Source organism: Candidatus Sphingomonas phytovorans (genome assembly GCA_029202385.1).
Taxonomy (GTDB): Bacteria; Pseudomonadota; Alphaproteobacteria; order Sphingomonadales; family Sphingomonadaceae; genus Sphingomonas; species Sphingomonas phytovorans.
On the sequence record CP119314.1, the window covers coordinates 818168 to 834940 of the forward strand.

The window sequence follows — 16773 nt, forward strand, 5'->3', positions numbered from 1 at the left end:
CGCCTTCGTCATTCCGGAAGCTGAGGAGAAGACGATGCGGCACCACTTGCGCAAGCTGACAGCCGGGGCACTGTTGTTGGCGGCGGGCCAGAGCATGGCCGCCGGCGGGCAGCCGGTAGCTCGACCCGAACTCGCCTATCGCCTGGTCGAGGGACAGAATCTCAATGCCTTCGTCCGTGACGGGAAGGTTGCCGCGCACCTGCTGCTGCGTAACGGAGCCGATCCGCGAATCCTCGTCGCGTTCCCTGCGGGCAACAGCGGCGTAGGGTTATGGTTCGCGCCGCTCGCGGCACCGGTGACGTGGCAGCTCGAACAATCGCCTGCTCCAGTGACGCTGGCCGATGCGAAGGGGCGGCCGCTTTACGGTATCGCTGCGACCGCGTCGCTGACGACGCCGCGCCTCACGATCCGGCAGGCGGTCCTGTCGAACGTCCGCTTCCTGCGCGACTATCAATCGGTCGGACGCTTTCCGGCCGAGGTCGCGACACCGGCGCGGGTAGAGGGATCGCGCCTGATCTATGCCCGGGATCGCGTCGATGGGGCGCCGGGGTATCGCCTCGAGATAGAGGTGCTCGACGGGCGCATCGTGGATAACACGATCGTGGCCGGCGCGAGCGGCCGGATACGGATGCGGATCGTGGCGGCAAGCGGCGACACGCCCCTGACCGGGCTGACCGAGACCGAACTCCTCAATACGCACGCGGCGCGCGATCCCGTCGCGCGGGACGCGCTACGTTTCCTCAGCTATCGCGAGAAATTCCTCGCCGGCTCATGGCGTTTCGATACTTATTTCGGTCGCGACACGCTGATGTCGGTGCGCTTGCTCATGCCGGTACTGCGCGGCCCTGCGATCGAAGCGGGGATCGGCGCGGTGCTTGCCCGGCTCGACCCGTCAGGCGACGTGGCGCATGAGGAGGGACTGTCCGAATTCGCGATCGTGGACCATCGCCAGCACGGACAAGCGGGTGGCGACGCGCCTACGCTCGACTATGCGATGATCGACGACGACTATATGCTTGGCCCTGTCGCGGGGGACTATCTGCTCGATCACGCCAGCCCGGCGGAAGCCCGTGCATTCCTGGCGCGCACCGTCCCCAGCGCGGCGCATCCGGGCAGCGCCGAATCCGCGGGCGCATTGTTGGTACGCAACCTGCGCTTTGTCCTGACCGCTGCCGGACCGTTCGCCGCTGAGCCCGACTGGAAACGGCTGGTAGCGATCCTGCCGGGGCGATTGACCGGGCAATGGCGGGACAGCGAGGAGGGGCTCGGTCGCGGGCGCTACCCGTACGACGTCAATGCGATCTTCGTGCCCGCCGCGCTTGAGGCTACTGCCAAGCTTCTGAAGGCGGGGCTGCTTGAGCCTTATCTGACGCCGGCCGACCGCGCCGCGTTCGCCCGTGCCGATACGCTCGCGCAAACGTGGCGCGAACAGGCACCCCGCTTGTTCCGGGTCGACGTGCCAGCCGGTGAAGCTTCGGCCCAGGTACGACGTTATGCCGGACGCGTCGGCGTCTCGGCTGCGCCGGCGCTTGCGGCCCTCAAGGGGCAATCGCTCACCTTCCACGCGATCTCGCTCGACGATCATGGCGTGCCGGTGCCGATCATCAACTCCGATGACGGCTTCCTGCTGTTGTTCGGCCATCCCAGCCCTGCAGAGCTCGCCACCTATGTAGGTGCGCTCGCGCGACCATTCCCCGCAGGCCTGATGACCGATATCGGGCTATTGGTCGCCAATCCGGCGTTGGCCACGCCGGTGGTGCAGGATCGCTTCACGCCGGCCGCCTATCACGGCGCGGTGGTATGGTCGTGGCAGCAGGCGCTGTTCGCGGCCGGGCTGGAGCGCCAACTGGCACGGCGCGATCTGCCGGCGACGACACGCGCCATCCTGATCGACGCGCAGACCAGGTTGTGGCGCGCGATCGAGGCGACGCGCGCGACACAGAGCTCGGAGCTCTGGTCCTGGGCCTATGACAAGGGGCGCTACCGGGTCGTTCCGTTTGGCGCCGGCAAGCAGGACGTCGACGAATCGAACGCCGCCCAGCTCTGGAGCACCGTCTATCTCGCCGTGCAGCCGCCGCAGCGGCTTAGTCAGCGGAAAGGAAAGCGGTGACGGTCAGCCGACCCGTCGCCGGGTCGGCATCGAGCGGTGTGCCCGGCCGGATCGCGCCGCTGTGCAGGATCGCGCTGCGATAGATGACTGCGCGATTGTAGCGCGCGGCGACCTCCGTGATCCGTTCGAACAGGGCTGTGTCGTCATGGACATAGGCATGCGGCGGCATGCCACCCCTGTTCAGTTCGCTGTTGAGTTGCGCGAGATAGCCGGCCGATCGCGTTTCATCGATCGTCTCAAACCCGCTGGCGCGGTGCCGGAAGAAAGCGGTGCCGTCGCCGTCGTCGCGTGACAGATAATGGACCAGCGCGATCCGGCCGGGTTGCACCGCATCGACATGCGGCAGGCGCTGCTCGATGGTCAGGTCGGCTGGCGGCGCGGTCACGATCGAGAAGCTGGCGTCGATCAGGTCGATCGCCCCGGCATGACCGAACACCTCCCGTAGTACCGTGACCAGGACCGGGCGAACACGCGTGAAATAATCGGTCGGCAATGTCGCGCGGATTCCCGGATAGTGGCGATGCGCTGGTTCGAACTGCGCGGATTCCGCCGCACTCCGCAACTGTTCGGGATCGGGATGGAAACCCTCGACGATGACGATCGGCTGCCGCTCGTCGCCGATACGCCGCGCGGTGATTTCGGGCCGGATCATCCCGTGGACGCCATTGCCTGGGCCAGCGCTTCATCGTGCCGGGGCAGAGTCGGCACCGCGCGCGCGATCACTGCTGCAATCTGACGGACCTGCGCCACGTTCGTGGCTGCATCGAGCGCGTCGGCAAGCGGGTTATAGTCACTGGCCTCGATTCCCTGTCCGTCGAGCACTGCCAGCCAACTGGCATCGCGGAACAGTTCGTCGGAGCGGAGCATCAACCGGCCGGAGCGGCGATACTGGTCCTCGCGCTCGACCAGCGATTGGGGCAGCGGCATCGCGCGGCGTTCCGTCCAGAACGGCTCGGGCTTGTCGGTCGTTGCGTGATAGTGGAGGATCAGGAAGTCCTTGATCGTATCCATGTCGGCATTGAGCAGCATGTTGAAGCGCTCGGCGAGCGTCGGATCGCAGTCTCGATCCGGAAACAGCGTCAGCAGCTTGGCGATGCCGCTCTGGATCAGGTGGATGCTGGTCGATTCCAGTGGTTCGAGGAATCCGGAAGACAGCCCGATCGCAACGACATTACCGATCCAGGCGCGACGCCGCGTGCCTGCGGTGAAGCGCAGCACGCGCGGGTCGGCGAGCGCTTCGCCGTCCAGGTTGGCGAGCAGCGTCGCGGTCGCTTCGTCATCACTGATGAAGCGGCTGGCGTAAACATAACCGTTGCCGGTGCGGTGCTGGAGCGGGATGCGCCACTGCCACCCTGCCGCCCGCGCGGTGGAGCGGGTGTAGGGCGTTGTCTCCGCGACGCGGGCGCAGGGCACCGCCGCAGCTCGATCGCACGGCAGCCAGTGCGACCAGTCCTCGAAGCCACCGCCCATCACCTGATCGATCAGCAGTGCGCGGAAACCGGAGCAGTCTATGAAGAGGTCGCCTTCCAGTCGCTCGCCCCGCTGGGTGGTGAGCGCGGTGACGAAGCCGCTCGACGGATCACGCTCGACATCCTGCAGCCGGCCTTCGATTCGTGTGACGCCCGCCGCCTCGGCGATACCGCGCAGATGTCGTGCGTACAGGCTGGCATCGAAGTGATAGGCGTACCCAAGCGTGGACAGGATCGACCGCGCATCGCCCGCCGGTTTGGCGAAGCGGTTCTCCGCCGCGAGCTGTCCGGCCAGCGAAAAGCTCGACAGCGGCAGGTCGACGCCTGCCGCGCGCGCCTTGAGCCAGCGATGGTGGAATGCCACGCCGGGCAGGCGCGCGCCGAACTCTCCGAACGGGTGGAAATAGCGGTGGCCGGGCCTTTTCCAGTCGACGAATTCGATGCCGAGCTTGAAGCTCGCCTTGGTCGCGCGGAGGAAGTCTGCCTCGTCCAGCCCGATCAGCTCGTTGAACCAGTGAATGGTCGGGATCGTCGCTTCACCGACTCCCACCGTCCCGATTTCTTCGGATTCGAGCAGCGTGATAGACACCGCGCGCCCGAACGAGCGGGCGAGCGCGGTTGCCGTCATCCACCCCGCCGTGCCCCCACCCAGGATGACGACCGAACGAATCCGGCCAGGCCCGAGCGGGTGTTCCTTGTTGGCTGATGACGTCAAAAAACCTGTCTCCTGCGAATCAAGCGGCATTTCTCGTCACTTCGAGCGATGCGATCGATCGCCAATAGCGTGACCGGTGTCAGGCCCGATAGTCCAAGACGAGGGCTGAGAGGGCCAGTCCTGCAAGGTAGCAGTCCAGCCGATCGCTATCTCGCGCCAGCGATCGTCGGGGATGGCCAGGAGGCGATGGCGCGGGCGACCGCATGGAGGTCTCCGTCGATCGGCACGCCTGGATATAGCGTCCGCATCCAGAGCACGCTCGCCGCGTCGGCGGCGATGACATCGTTGGCGCCAAGTTCCCCAAGCAGTGCCAGCAATCCCTCGTCCGGATAGACGACCAGCTTGCGCGCCAGATCGTCCATGATCGCGCCGAGCATATAAGCGACCAGCAGCACGAGTGGCTCCGACAATGCTCCTTCGGGATAGCGGCGCGTGACGCTGGCGGCGATACGTTCGTACCAGCGCCGGTTGCTGTTCTGGGCCATCCGGGCGAATTCGGGATCGGCATCGCCCACCTGCAGCATGCATCGCATCAGGCCCGAATTGCTCCGGCAGATGGCGAACCAGCGCCGATTGGTGCGGCGGATCGTGTCGAACGGGCCCTCGTCGGACTGGCTGGTCAGATTGACGCCGAAAAAGTCCTCGAGCAGCGATGTCAGCACCGCCAGCGTCACTTCGGTCTTGTCGCGGAAATAGACGTAGAAGGAGCCCTCGGCGACCTCCGCGGCTTCCGCCACATCGGCGACCCGCAAGGCGTGATAGCCTTTCTGCTCCAGCACCCGCGCGGCGGCGATCTTCAACCGTTCACGGGTGCGCTGCCCCTTGGTCGGCGGTGGCGCCGAGGCAAGCCGCTCGCTCAGGAAGTCGATGAAGGAAAGCCCCGTATCGGCGGCGGCGGTGAACGGCGCGGCGGTGGTCGGACGAGGGGCGGTTGACGAATTCATAAAACTGAGCTCAATATCATATTTATTAGCGGATCAATTGTACTCACGGGAGACTGCATGTCCACGCCCAGCTTAGACCGAATGTCGCAAGGCTTCACGCCAGGAAGCCTGATCGGCATATCGGACTGGATTACGGTCACGCAGGAAATGATCGACGCCTTTGGCGCGACCACGCTCGATCCGGACCCGATGCATATCGATCCGCGATGGGCGGCCGCCAACGGGCCATTCGGCGGCACCATTGCCTTCGGTTTCCTGACCATCGCGCTGCTGACGCGCATGTTCCATGACGCGACCGGGCAGGGCTGGGACACGGACCCCGCCTTGGCCGGATATAATCTGAACTATGGCTTCGATCGGCTCCGGCTCGTTTCACCGATTCCGGCTGGCGCGCGGGTCCGCGGGCATTTCGAAGTGGCGGACGTGCGCCACGACGACAAGGGGCGGCGCATCACGGCGATCGATTGCGAGATCGAGATAGAGGATGCTGACCGACCTGCCCTGGTCGCGCGCTGGCTGACCGCCTGGGTGCCGCCCTCGGCATGATCGCCCGCGCTCCGGCACCACCGGCTTTGACCATCTCGCGCGCGGCGACCGGAGTCTATGCGATCGGCTCGCTCGCGAACGGCGTGTTCTCGACCGTGCCGACGGTGCTGCTCCTCTATTTCTGCACCGAGACCCTTGCGATTCCACCGGCGTGGGCGGCGATCATCCTGTTCGTGCCCAAGGCCTGGGCGATCTTCTGGGATCCCTTTGTCGGAGCCTGGTCGGATCGGACCCGGTCGCGCTTCGGGCGACGGCGACCCTTTCTATTGGCGGGGGCGATCGGCCTGCCGCTGGCGTTCGCCGCTTTGTTCACGGCACCGGTAACGGGCGCGGTGAACGGCTTTCTCTGGGCGGGTGGATGCTATTTCCTTCTCGCCACCTTCTATTCGCTGTTCGCGGTTCCCTATAGCGCCGTACCCGCCGAGATTACGCCCGATGCGGGCGGCAGGGGCCGGCTGGTCGGGTGGCGGATGACCGCCTCGATGGTCGGTGTGCTCGCGGGTGCGGGGGTCGCCCCGGCGCTTGTCGCCTATTATGGCGGCGGCAGGACGGGTTATGCCGCGATGGGCCTTGTCGTTGCGGCGGCCTGCCTGATCGCGATGATCGGACCGATCGCGATGTTGCGGCGCCACGATCTCGCAACACCCGTCGAGCAAGGGCCCGTCGAGCGAGGGTCAAGGCCGCAGGAGGGGCTTGTCGCTCAACTCCGGCTGGCGATCGCCAACGCAGGATTCCGCAGACTTGCTTGCGCATTCCTTCTCCAACTCACCGCCGTTGGCGCGGTGTCGGCCGCCGCGCCCTATCTCGTCACCGGGGCATTCGGCCGGCCGGAGCGCGATATCGGCGTCGCGCTCGGGGCAATGCTGCTCGCCACCATCCTGAGCGCGCCGTTCTGGTCGCGGCTCGGCCGGCGCTTCGGCGAAAGGCGGATGCTGGCCGCGGCGGCGCTCGGTTATGCTGCGGCCGCGACGGCGGTGGGGAGCGCGGCGTGGCTCCACGCTCCATGGGGGATCGCCATTGCCTGTTTCGTCAGCGCGGGGGCACCCTTTGCCGGGTTGCAGGTCATGCCGTTCACGCTCGCCGCCCATATCGCGCACGCCGAAAGCGCTGGGCGAAGGGCAGGGGGCGAAAGCGGGATCGAAGGCGTCTTCACAGGAATCTGGACGTCGATTGAAAAGCTCGGCCTCGCGCTCGGTCCGGCGCTTACCGCCTTGATATTGTCGCTGACCGGCAAGGCGGGGCCGGCGGTGGCGGGTTTCGTCGCCTTCGTGCCGGCCCTGCTGGCGCTGGCGTCCCTTCTCTTTCTCGTCCCGTCGCGGCGTGGACGATCATAAGGAATATGCAGATGATGGTTGTGGAATCGGGCGCCCCGCGGCTGGACCGGGTCAGCGACTATCCGGCCTGGATCGCGACGCGAGCGCCGGATGCCGAAGCGATGGTGCTGGACGACAGGCGCTGGACCTATGCGGCGATGCGCGACGCGATCGACCGGCTGGCGCGGTCGCTGATCGCTGCCGGCGTAGGCAAGGGCGATCGCGTGGCTACCCTGCAGACGCCGCATCCGGAGTATCTGATCGCCTTCCTCGCAACGGCTTCGATCGGCGGAATCTGGATCGGCCTCAATCCGCGCTACACGCTGGATGAGCTTGCCTATGTCGTCGGCGATGCCGCGCCCCGTGTGCTTCTGACCCGGACTCGCATCGGCGAGCGCTCTTACGGGGGCGAGATCCGTGCGCTACGTGCCGCTTCCTCCGAGCTCGAGCATATCGTGGCGTTCGACGGCGAGCCGCCGGTCGCGGGGGTGAGCCCGTGGTCCGATTTCCTCGCGGCAGGCAACTCGACGACCGACGCGGCACTGGCGGCTGCCCGGGACGGGTGTGGCGGGCGTGACCCCTGCCTGATCGTCTACACATCGGGATCGACCGGACAGCCCAAGGGTGCGCTGCTGCATCATGAGGGTCTGGCTGCGTTCTGTCTCGAGCAGAATCGTCTCTGGCCGGTCGAGCCGTTGCGGGCGGTCAATTACTTCCCGATCAATCACGTCGGATGCGTCGTCGATGTCAGCTTGCCGGTCCTGCTCGCGGGTGGGACGATATTGTTTCTGGAACAGTTCGATCCGCGCCGATGCCTGGCATTGATGGAGGCGGAGCGCGCGACATTGTGGGGATCGGTGCCGAGCTGTTTCCAGATGCAATTGGCGCTGCCGGATTTCGACCATTTCGATCTTTCGGCGGTGCAGCTTATCCTCTGGGAAGGCGCCGCGATGCCGCGGGAAATGATCGAGCGGCTGTTGCTGGTGCATCCGCGGCTGGCGACCAATTATGGCATGACGGAGACGACCAGCGGCATCACCGCGCTTGAGCCGGGCGATGATCCCGACCTGTTGGCGGAGTCGGTAGGGCGGCCCTTTCCGGGTGTGGAGGTCCGGCTGGTCGGAAGCGACGAACGGGATGTGGCGACCGGCGAGGCCGGTGAGGTCTGGGCGCGCTCTGCCTATACCATGCTCGGCTATTGGAACCGGCCGGACGCAACGGCCGTGGCGCTGACGGCCGAGGGCTGGTTCAAGACCGGCGATCTTGCCGTCGCGCGATCCGATGGGCACTACCGGATCGTCGGACGGCTGAAGGAAATGTTCAAGTCCGGCGGCTACAACGTCTATCCGCGCGAGATCGAGGCGGTGATCGAAACCCATCCGGCGGTGGCAGAAGCGGCGGTGGTTTCCGCCGAAGACCCGATCTGGCAGGAAGTGGGTATCGCCTTCGTTGTCGCCGAACGGCCGGTCGCAGCGGACGAACTGGAAGCCTGGTGCCGGGCGCGATTGGCCAATTACAAGATTCCGAAGCATTTCGTTTGTGAAGCTGCCTTGCCGCTGCTGCCGATCGGCAAGGTCGACAAGGCGCTGCTCAAGCGCCGTGCCGCGATGCTGGCGGCAGGTTGAACGTGCCGCTTGCGACCCTTGCGCGCCGCGACGCCGTGGCCATCGTCAGCCTGGACCGCGCCGAGCGGCTCAACGCGATTAGCTTCGACCTGCTCGGCGATCTGATCGACGCGCTGGATCGTGCCGCGGACGACCCGATGGTGCGGGTGATTCTGTTGCGCGCCGAGGGGCGGGCCTTCTGCGCCGGCGACGATCTGGCCGAGTTCATCGAAGGGTTCGGGAACGAGAAGGCACATGCCTTCATCGACCGGCTTCAGGCGGTGACTCGGCAGATCATGCTGGGAACGAAGCCGGTGGTTTGCGCGATCCAGGGCGCGGTCGTCGGCGGGGGCGCGGCGTGGCCGGTCAATGCCGATGTCGCGATCGCCTCGGACGACGCGGTCCTGTTCTGCCCCGAAGCCGCGTTCGGCCTGTTCCCCACCGGGGGCATGAGTATGCTGCTCGATGAACGCTGCGGCCCAGCCCGCGTGACCGACATTCTGTGGCTCGGCGAACACCTCGATGCGCAGGGCTTGTTGAAAGAGCGGATCGTCAGCCGCGTCGTTCCGCGCGTGGCGTTGGAGGAGGCCAGTCTTGCCGTGGCGGATCGGCTGGCGATGCTTCCGCCCGAAAGCCTGGCCCGGTTCAAGTCGGCGCGGGTGGAAGATATTGGGCTCCGGCTTGAGGCTGCGCTTGCGCGTGAAAGCCGCCATTGCCTTGCTGCGGGCGATTCTCTCGAGGTGCGGGCTCGCGTGCAGGCCTATCTCGCGGGTGGTTGCTGAGATCGAACCTCCGACCACGGCCCATCAGGACGGTTTCCAGGGGCGCGTGGTGATCTCCAGCCCGCTCGGTGCCCCGGCGCCGTAGGAGATGGTGAAGGTGTCCGGCCCGCCGTTCGAATAGACATGGAAGGTGTCGGCGTCGGCACCCGCGATCGCGACGCGGAGGCGATGTCCGCGCCTGATCAGGGCGGCGGTGGGGAAGAGGGCGAAGCGCAGCGTCATCCGCGCGCCGGGCGTGACCGCCAGCGCGTCGGCCCTTCGGAAACTGTGCGGCGCTGGTCCCTGATCATAGGGCAGGGTGGCCGGATCGGCGGGCTTGCGGTGGATCGCGCGGAACTGGCCCTCGCCGAGATAGGTCGACCGACCATCGGGGGCGACATCCTCCAGATAGACGAAGACTGCCGGATCGCTCGTTCGCGCCGCCATGTGGAGTGTGACCACTGGCGTGCCGACCAGTTCGGTATCGATATCCATCGGGCTGCTGTTATAGGTTAGCAGCCTGGCATCCTGCTTGCGTCGGTCGGGATAGGCGGGTGGCGTGCCGAATTGCGTGGACCAGCGCGTCGCCTTGCCGGTGGTGGCGGTGAAATCGACGGTGTAGCGATCAGCGCCCCGCCGGCCTGGGGCGCGCGGGGCGAGCGACCGGCCCGGAGCGAAGTACAGCGTGGCGGATTTCGTATCCGCCGGTGGCCACGCCGCGGTTGTACGGAACTCCTTGGCGCCCATCACATAATAATGGATCGCACGCTCGATCCGGGCCCCCGCGCGAACGCGATCCGCGAAGGCGATGTTGCTGGCGAAAATATCCGTCGCGGCTGGTATCGGCGTGCGCTCACTGGGAAAGAAAGGATCGGCTCCGATACTCTGGCCATGATTGTTGGCGGTGATCCAGACCTCGGCCGGCACCTCGGGCGCCGAGCGGTAGCGCGCGAGCGCAGCCTCGGCCATTCCGGCATCCAGCCAGGAACCCCAATATTGCACCGGCTTGCGCTGCCGTCGGATGGCGGCGAGCTGCGCGGCAGGGGAGGAGGCGAACAGCGTGTGGCTATTCCTCCCCGGCTCGTCCCGGAATGCGATGCCCTCATAGTCCTCAGGGCTCCAATGGAGGCCGCGTGTCGCCAGGGCCTGGCGCAACAGGTCGAAATTTTCGTCACCGTCGACCGGCTGGAGGATGGGAAACAGCCGGGCGCAATCCGCGACCTGCTTCAGGCAATCGGCGTCGCCACCTTCGGGATCGCGACCCATATCCATCTCGCGGACCGCGTTTCCCCAGTTCCTGAGCATCCAGTCGTTGGAGACGCCACCGGGGCTGAACAGGTGCAGATAGGTATCGAAGTCGGTCTGTCGTGGAATTGCGGCGAGGAGGGCAGGGGCGGGACGGCTCGTCGCCAGATCGGCGGTGTCGGCCATATAGGATACGCCCGAGGCGATGACCTGGCCGTTCGACCATGGCTGGTGCGCGAGATGGGCGATGATCTCGTCCATGTCGCGCTGTTCCTCAGGCCCGATATCGACCCGGCGGGCGCCGAAGGATGCGGTCGATCCGCGCGTGTCGGCGATGGCGACGACATAGCCTGCGCGCCGCCAGGCCGAACCGAAATCGGCTTCGCCCGCACGCCCGTACCGCGTCTGGATCAGCATGACCGGCGCCGGCTTTTCAGGGGGCACGCCACCGGGGAAGTAGAGGCTGATCGCTAGTCTGACTCCGTCGCGCATCGGCAGATAATAGGACTTGTCGCTCCACCCGTCGGGACGCGCTGGCGTGCTGGTGGGAACTGACTGCGCAGCACCCGCGCCCGGGCCTATGATTGCGCCGGCTGCCAGCGCGGCGGTTAGGAGAAAATGGTTCGTGCGGGTCATGGCCGGTCCTCAATAGCTCAGCTTGAATTCGGCGCCGAAGGTGCGGGGCTCACCGAGGATGATGAACTTCTGTCCCACCAGAGGTTGGTCGGACAGGTCGAACAGACGCTGCTCGTACGTCCGGTTGGTCACGTTCTTGGCCCAAAGGGTCACACGCCAGCGTTCGTCGTGGGACTGCAGCGACAGGCGGATGTTGAGCAGCCCATAGGGGTGCACCACGCCGTCGGGATCGGTATCGTTGCTGATATAGGTTCGCCCGCGCAATTGATATTCGCCGAACAGGGAGACCGAGCCAAGTCCCGCGACCGGAACGCGATATTCCGCGTTGAGATCGGCGGTATAGGCGGGCGCATAGGGGATGTGGTCGAGCAGTGCGCCACTCGGCAGGCGTCCGCCGTCGAAACGGGCGTCTTGCACGGACAGGTTGCCGCCCAGCGTCCAGCGGTCGGTCGGGCGCGCGGTCACCTCGATCTCGACGCCCTTGCTGTGCGCCTTGCCGGCATTGAGGATGATCGGATCATAGACCGGGGTGGCCGGATTGTCCTCCGAGAGCTGGATCTTGCTCCAGTCCATGTAATAGAGCGCGGTGTTGATCACGAGCCGTCGGCCCAGCAATTCGGTCTTCAGGCCGAGTTCGTAGTTCCACAGCGCTTCCGGGCCGAAGGCGATTCCGTCGGCGCTGCCCAGCGCATCGTTGAAGCCGCCGCTCTTGAAGCCCTTGCTCGCGGTCGCATAGGCCATGACGGTCGGCGAGAAACGATAGCGGATATTGGCATTGGGCGTGAACTGGTCCCAGCTTCCACTCGTCCTGATATCGGTGTTGCCGCCGAGCAGGTTGATCACGTCGCGCTGGACATAGTGGATAGCCTTGCTGTCGCTGGTGTAGCGGCCGCCCACGGTGACATCCAGGCGCGGCGTGACCTTCAAGGTCGCGCTCAGGAATGCGGCCTTGCTGGTCGTGTCGAGATTGCCGTCGGATCCGGTGCGAACACCTGTCAGCGTAGGATCGCCCAGGATGGTGGCGAGATCGGATCCAATCTCCACGAAGCTCTGGTTGCGGCTGTTCTGACGGAAATAATAGAGGCCGGCGAGCCAGTCGATCGGACCCGTCGAGAGATCGAGGCGAAGCTCCTCCGACCAGCGCCAGACCTTCTCCGGATCGCCGTCATACAGGAATTTCAGCGGGGAGCGGTCGGTGTCGGCCCGGCTGAAATAGTCATGGTCGTGATAGGAGGCGATGTTGGTGATGCCGACACGGCCGATCTGCGTCTTGAAAGTGGCTGAGACGTCCCATGCCCGCAACCGTTCCTGATTGGGGCTGTCGGAATAGACCTTCCGGTCGAACGGATCGGTATTGAGCGGCAGGCCGGCGGCGACCAGCGCCTGGGGCAGATCGGCGTTCATATTGTAGCGCCGTGTTTCGAAGACGAGCTGTTCCTGGTCGGCCTTCCGGTAACTGGCGGTCAGCAACAGGCTGGTGGTCGGCGCGATGTCGAACAGCAACTGGCCGCGTACCGCCCAGAAGCGATGATTGTTCACGTCGCGGTCGAGCAGTACGTTGTGATCATAGCCGCTGTTGACGTCCCTGATCGCGGAGATCTTGGCGGAGACCAGACCCGGTATGATCGGCCCGGAAACCGACGCGCCAAGGCGAAGCGCATTGTAATTGCCGATATTGGCGGTCGCGGAGGCGGTGAAGGTATCGGACGGGCGCTGCGTGGTGATGCTGATGACGCCGCCGATGGTGTTGCGGCCGAACAACGTTCCTTGCGGTCCACGCAGCACTTCGACACGTGCGATGTCGTAAAGGTCGAGATCGGCGCCCGGGCCCTGGGCCTGATATATCTCGTCGACATAATAGCCGACGGCCGGGTCGGCGCCGGCGGAGCCAGACCCGCCGACGACCCCACGTAGCGAAGTGGGGGACAGCTTCATGTCGCCGAAATCGCCATATTGCAGGCCGGGGGTCTGACGCGCGATATCGGCGATATCCTTGATCCCTTTGCGCTCCATTCCCTCGGCGGTGATGGCGGTGATCGAAATGGGAGTATCCTGCAGTCGCTCCGACCGCTTCCGCGCGGTCACCACGATGTCCGCGGCATCGCTCGCGGCAGCGTCCCCATCTGCGCGTCTGTCGGCCTGTGCCCAGGCAGGCGTGGCCAGCCCGAGAGCGATAAAAAAGCAGACACGGGTCCTGGAATCGACGCGCAGCATATGACCTCCCCTCTTGATTATTAAATATGAGCTCAGTATCAATTATTGCTATCAAGGCTGTGGTGCTTGTCAAGAAGCATCCACTGCGGGCCGATCTGGAAAGGGAGGAGACAGGATGTTGATTGGCGTTCCCGCCGCCCCTGGAGTCGCCGGCAGATGATGATCGTCGGCTTGCGCAATCTGCTGTCGCCCGATCTTCAGGGGTGCTTCGCTCCGGCGATCCGGGCAAGGCGGGGCGGCGTCATCAATCCCCGTGGAAGGAGCCAGTGAACTTATGAGCGTGAGAGCAACTTTGCGGCATCGGCTGGCAGGCGACGCTATCGTGCGGGCGCCGGGCGTCTTCGACACTCTGTCCGGACTGCTGGCGGAACAGGCAGGTTTCGAAGCTGTCTTTCTTTCCGGTTCGGCGCTGGCATGGTCGCATCTGGCCAGGCCTGATATCGGCCTGATGTCGGCAAGCGAGACCGCAACGATATTGGCGCGGCTGTGTGACCGGATCGGCATCCCGGTGCTGGTCGATGCCGACAGCGGCTTCGGCAACGCGATCCAGGTCGCGCGGACGGTGCGCCAGTTCGAGGCAGCGGGCGCCGCTGCGATCCAGATTGAGGATCAGGCCGAGATAAAGTCGCCTGGGGCGCCACTGGGAAGACCGCTGATCTCCCAGGAAGCCATGGTCGGGAAACTGAAGGCAGCGCAGGACGCACGCCGCCATGACGACACCCTGATCAGCGCACGGACCGATGCCGCATCGAGCCTCGGCTTCGACGAGGCCCTGCGCCGCGCTGTCGGCTATGCCGAGGCAGGGGCTGATCTGATCTTCGTCGAATCGCTCACCGAGCCGGATCAGGTCCAGCGGCTGGTAAGTGAACTCGGCGGTTTGCGGCCGCTGGTCCACAATATACTGGCGGGCGGGACGTCCCCGCTGACCTCCGCCGCGGCAGCCCGGGAGGCGGGCTTCTCGCTTGTCCTGTTCCCAGGTGCAGTGATCCAGGCGACCGCTCATGCCGGGCAGGCCGCGCTTCGGGCGCTGGCGGCTGGAGTGCCGTTCGCCGGGCCGACATTGGATCGCAGCGCCCTCAACGCGGCGATCGAAGGGCCCGCCTTTCTGGCCGCTGCCGCCGGTTATGCGGGCTGAGGGATTTTCCGTCTTTCAATGCAACAGAGTGAGGGCAGCAGAATGAGGATCGTCATGAGACAACGCCGCCGGGTCGCCGCGGCGACACTGTTTGCGAGCCTGATCCTCGGGACGTCCGCCCGCGCAGAGAACGGCGCGGCCGATCTGGACCGTGAACTTGCCGCATTGCAGGTCGGGTCGCATGTCCCCGGTTTCTGCGTCGTCATGTTCGATGCCGATCATATGATCTACGAGAAGGGTTTCGGCTTCGCTGACCTCGCTGCCAGACGACCCTATACGGTCACCACCGTGCAACCGATCGGATCTATCAGCAAGACTTTGATCGGGATGGCCTTGATGAAAGGGGTCGAGCGTGGTTGGTTCGGGCTCGATGACGACATCAATACGATCCTGCCCTTCCCGGTGCGCAATCCCGCTTTTCCGGATCGGCCGATCACGCTGCGCCAGCTTGCCACCCATACATCAGGCATTGTCGACCGCGAAACCGTCTACGCCGCAGGCTATGTTCCCGGCGACCGCAATCCGCTGCGGATCGACGCGTTCCTGAAGAGCTATTTCAGCAAGGACGGGAAAACCTACAGCAAGCGCAACTTCGCGGCGACCGCCCCGGGTAGCACTTACGCCTACAGCAATATCGGGGCGACGCTGGCTGCCTATGCTGTCGAGTTGAAGGCGGGCGAATCCTATGCCGATTTTACCCGCAAGACCTTCCTGCAGCCTTTGGGCATGACCAGTTCGGGCTGGACCGATGCCGAGACCGGGGCCGACCACGCGACACTCTATGGCGAGAAGCTGAAGCCCTATCCGCTCTATACGTTGGCGACCTATCCCGATGGCGGCCTGCGTACATCTTGCACTGACCTGGCGCGACTGGTGACGGCGGTACTGAAGGGGCGGGCTGGTGAGGATGGTATCCTGAAGGCTTCGGCGATCGCGGCATTGCTGAAGCCCGAATTCGCGGCTGGCGAGATACCTGCCGGCCTGTCCGCAAAGGAGCCGAACCAGGGCATCTTCTGGCAATATCGTCGCGAGGGCACGATCGGCCATTTCGGCGGCGATCCAGGCGTCACGACCTTCATGGGCATCGACCCGAAGACCAATATCGGGCGTATCGTGCTCGCAAATGCCGGCGGCGAAGAAGCGTTGCGCGCTTATGGCGGTGAACTGGCGGCGATCTGGCGCGCGGTGCTTGCCCACGCGCCCGCGGTCGCGCCGAAATAGCGTCAGGCCGGCAACAAGCGCAGGGCCCACCCGACAAGCGCCCAGCGGCGCGTCACGAAGGCGTGTTTCGCGCGTCGCCGGATGGCCGAATGGATGCAGGCGGCGGCTCGATCCGGGGTCGCGACCCAGAATGGTTTGTCTGCCTTCATCATCGCGGTGTCGACGAAACCCGGACAGGCCTCCGTCACGGCAATGGGCAGCTTGCTCGTCCGTACCTTGTCCCGCAATCCGTCGAGATAGGTCGAGACGAACGCCTTGGAGGCGCTATAGGCTGCAGCGTCGCCGTTTCCCCGGAACCTGGCGACCGAGGATATCCCCACAAGATGGCCGCCACCTCGCTGGAGGAAATGATCGATAGCGAACTGCGCCAGTGCGGCGAACCCTGTCACGTTGACGTCGATGGTTTGGCGGTCAGGGCCCCAATGCAGGTCGGGATTGAGCTCGCCCGTGCCGGCACTCAGGACGATCAGGTCAGCGTCTCCAAGGGCTTCGAGCAGGGAGGCAAGCTCGACACGGGCCCGCTCCGGACTGGCGACATCGATCGCGCGGATGACGGTTCCCGTGCTGAGCTCCGAAGCAAGGGCTTCGAGTTTCGGGAGGCGACGCGCGGCAAGGCCGAGGCGCCAGCCAGCGGCCGCCAATCGCCTGGCCAGGGCTTCTCCGATTCCGGATGACGCGCCGACGATGACAGCAGTGCCTGTGCGTTCACCCAAGTTTGTTGCTCCTTGTCCGCTTCTGCGACGGGTTTGGCCGGTTAAAAGCGTAACCTACTGGGCAAGGACGCATCAATGCTGGCCCGAACATTGCGATTGATAATCATTATTGAAAAATCTATCGGCTGATCCGGATAGCGGGGGAGC

Annotated in this window: 13 protein-coding genes; 7 read left to right on the forward strand and 6 right to left on the reverse strand. The window is 65.2% G+C overall.

All coding sequences use genetic code 11. The features are described from left to right. Positions 1 to 34 precede the first annotated feature (34 nt). A complete protein-coding gene (locus P0Y59_03900; protein WEK00850.1) occupies positions 35 to 2110 on the forward strand; it encodes a hypothetical protein in 2076 nt (691 codons plus the stop codon). Here P0Y59_03900 and P0Y59_03905 read toward each other — a convergent pair. From P0Y59_03905 to P0Y59_03915, 3 genes are all read right to left on the reverse strand, one after another. Then, positions 2085 to 2762 (reverse strand): DUF6445 family protein, encoded by a 678-nt coding sequence (locus tag P0Y59_03905; GenBank protein WEK00851.1) that lies wholly within the window; start codon positions 2760 to 2762, stop codon positions 2085 to 2087. The two genes, P0Y59_03900 and P0Y59_03905, sit on opposite strands and share 26 nt — an antisense overlap. Continuing rightward, the gene (locus P0Y59_03910; GenBank protein ID WEK00852.1) at positions 2759 to 4294 is read right to left on the reverse strand and encodes a tryptophan 7-halogenase; all 1536 of its coding nucleotides are present in this window, start codon (positions 4292 to 4294) and stop codon (positions 2759 to 2761) included. Before P0Y59_03910 ends, P0Y59_03905 begins: the two co-directional genes overlap by 4 nt. Positions 4295 to 4440: 146 nt before the next feature. Beyond that, positions 4441 to 5238 carry a TetR/AcrR family transcriptional regulator gene (locus P0Y59_03915; GenBank protein ID WEK00853.1) on the reverse strand — a complete coding sequence of 266 codons (798 nt, stop codon included), beginning with the start codon at positions 5236 to 5238 and terminating at the stop codon, positions 4441 to 4443. Positions 5239 to 5295: 57 nt separating this feature from the next. Between P0Y59_03915 and P0Y59_03920 the strand changes: the two genes are divergently transcribed. From P0Y59_03920 to P0Y59_03935, 4 genes are read left to right on the forward strand one after another with little or no spacing between them, the layout of a single operon-like run. Then, the gene (locus P0Y59_03920) at positions 5296 to 5784 is read left to right on the forward strand and encodes a MaoC/PaaZ C-terminal domain-containing protein (GenBank protein ID WEK00854.1); all 489 of its coding nucleotides are present in this window, start codon (positions 5296 to 5298) and stop codon (positions 5782 to 5784) included. Further along, a complete protein-coding gene (locus P0Y59_03925; protein WEK00855.1) occupies positions 5781 to 7118 on the forward strand; it encodes an MFS transporter in 1338 nt (445 codons plus the stop codon). The genes P0Y59_03920 and P0Y59_03925 overlap by 4 nt, the downstream gene beginning before the upstream one ends. A 5-nt stretch (positions 7119 to 7123) precedes the next feature. After that, entirely contained in the window at positions 7124 to 8722 is a 1599-nt protein-coding gene (locus P0Y59_03930; GenBank protein WEK00856.1) for an AMP-binding protein, read from the forward strand. A 2-nt stretch (positions 8723 to 8724) separates the two neighbouring features. Continuing rightward, positions 8725 to 9483, forward strand: coding sequence for an enoyl-CoA hydratase/isomerase family protein (locus P0Y59_03935; GenBank protein WEK02486.1), 759 nt, complete (start codon positions 8725 to 8727; stop codon positions 9481 to 9483). A 24-nt stretch (positions 9484 to 9507) separates the two neighbouring features. On the opposite strand, the gene P0Y59_03940 is transcribed toward P0Y59_03935, so the two are convergent. After that, positions 9508 to 11343, reverse strand: a complete 1836-nt coding sequence (locus P0Y59_03940) for a CocE/NonD family hydrolase (GenBank protein ID WEK00857.1) — start codon at positions 11341 to 11343, stop codon at positions 9508 to 9510. 9 nt (positions 11344 to 11352) lie between these two features. Beyond that, positions 11353 to 13557, reverse strand: a complete 2205-nt coding sequence (locus tag P0Y59_03945) for a TonB-dependent receptor (GenBank protein WEK00858.1) — start codon at positions 13555 to 13557, stop codon at positions 11353 to 11355. Between the two features lie 274 nt (positions 13558 to 13831). On the opposite strand from P0Y59_03945, the gene P0Y59_03950 reads away from it, so the two are divergent. Continuing rightward, the gene (locus tag P0Y59_03950; GenBank protein ID WEK00859.1) at positions 13832 to 14692 is read left to right on the forward strand and encodes an isocitrate lyase/PEP mutase family protein; all 861 of its coding nucleotides are present in this window, start codon (positions 13832 to 13834) and stop codon (positions 14690 to 14692) included. Between the two features lie 54 nt (positions 14693 to 14746). Next, complete coding sequence (locus P0Y59_03955; GenBank protein WEK00860.1) at positions 14747 to 15913, forward strand: serine hydrolase; 1167 nt, start codon at positions 14747 to 14749, stop codon at positions 15911 to 15913. 2 nt (positions 15914 to 15915) lie between these two features. Here the strand turns inward: P0Y59_03955 and P0Y59_03960 are convergent, their stop codons facing one another. Further along, the gene (locus tag P0Y59_03960; GenBank protein WEK00861.1) at positions 15916 to 16626 is read right to left on the reverse strand and encodes an SDR family NAD(P)-dependent oxidoreductase; all 711 of its coding nucleotides are present in this window, start codon (positions 16624 to 16626) and stop codon (positions 15916 to 15918) included. Between the last annotated feature and the right edge of the window lie 147 nt (positions 16627 to 16773).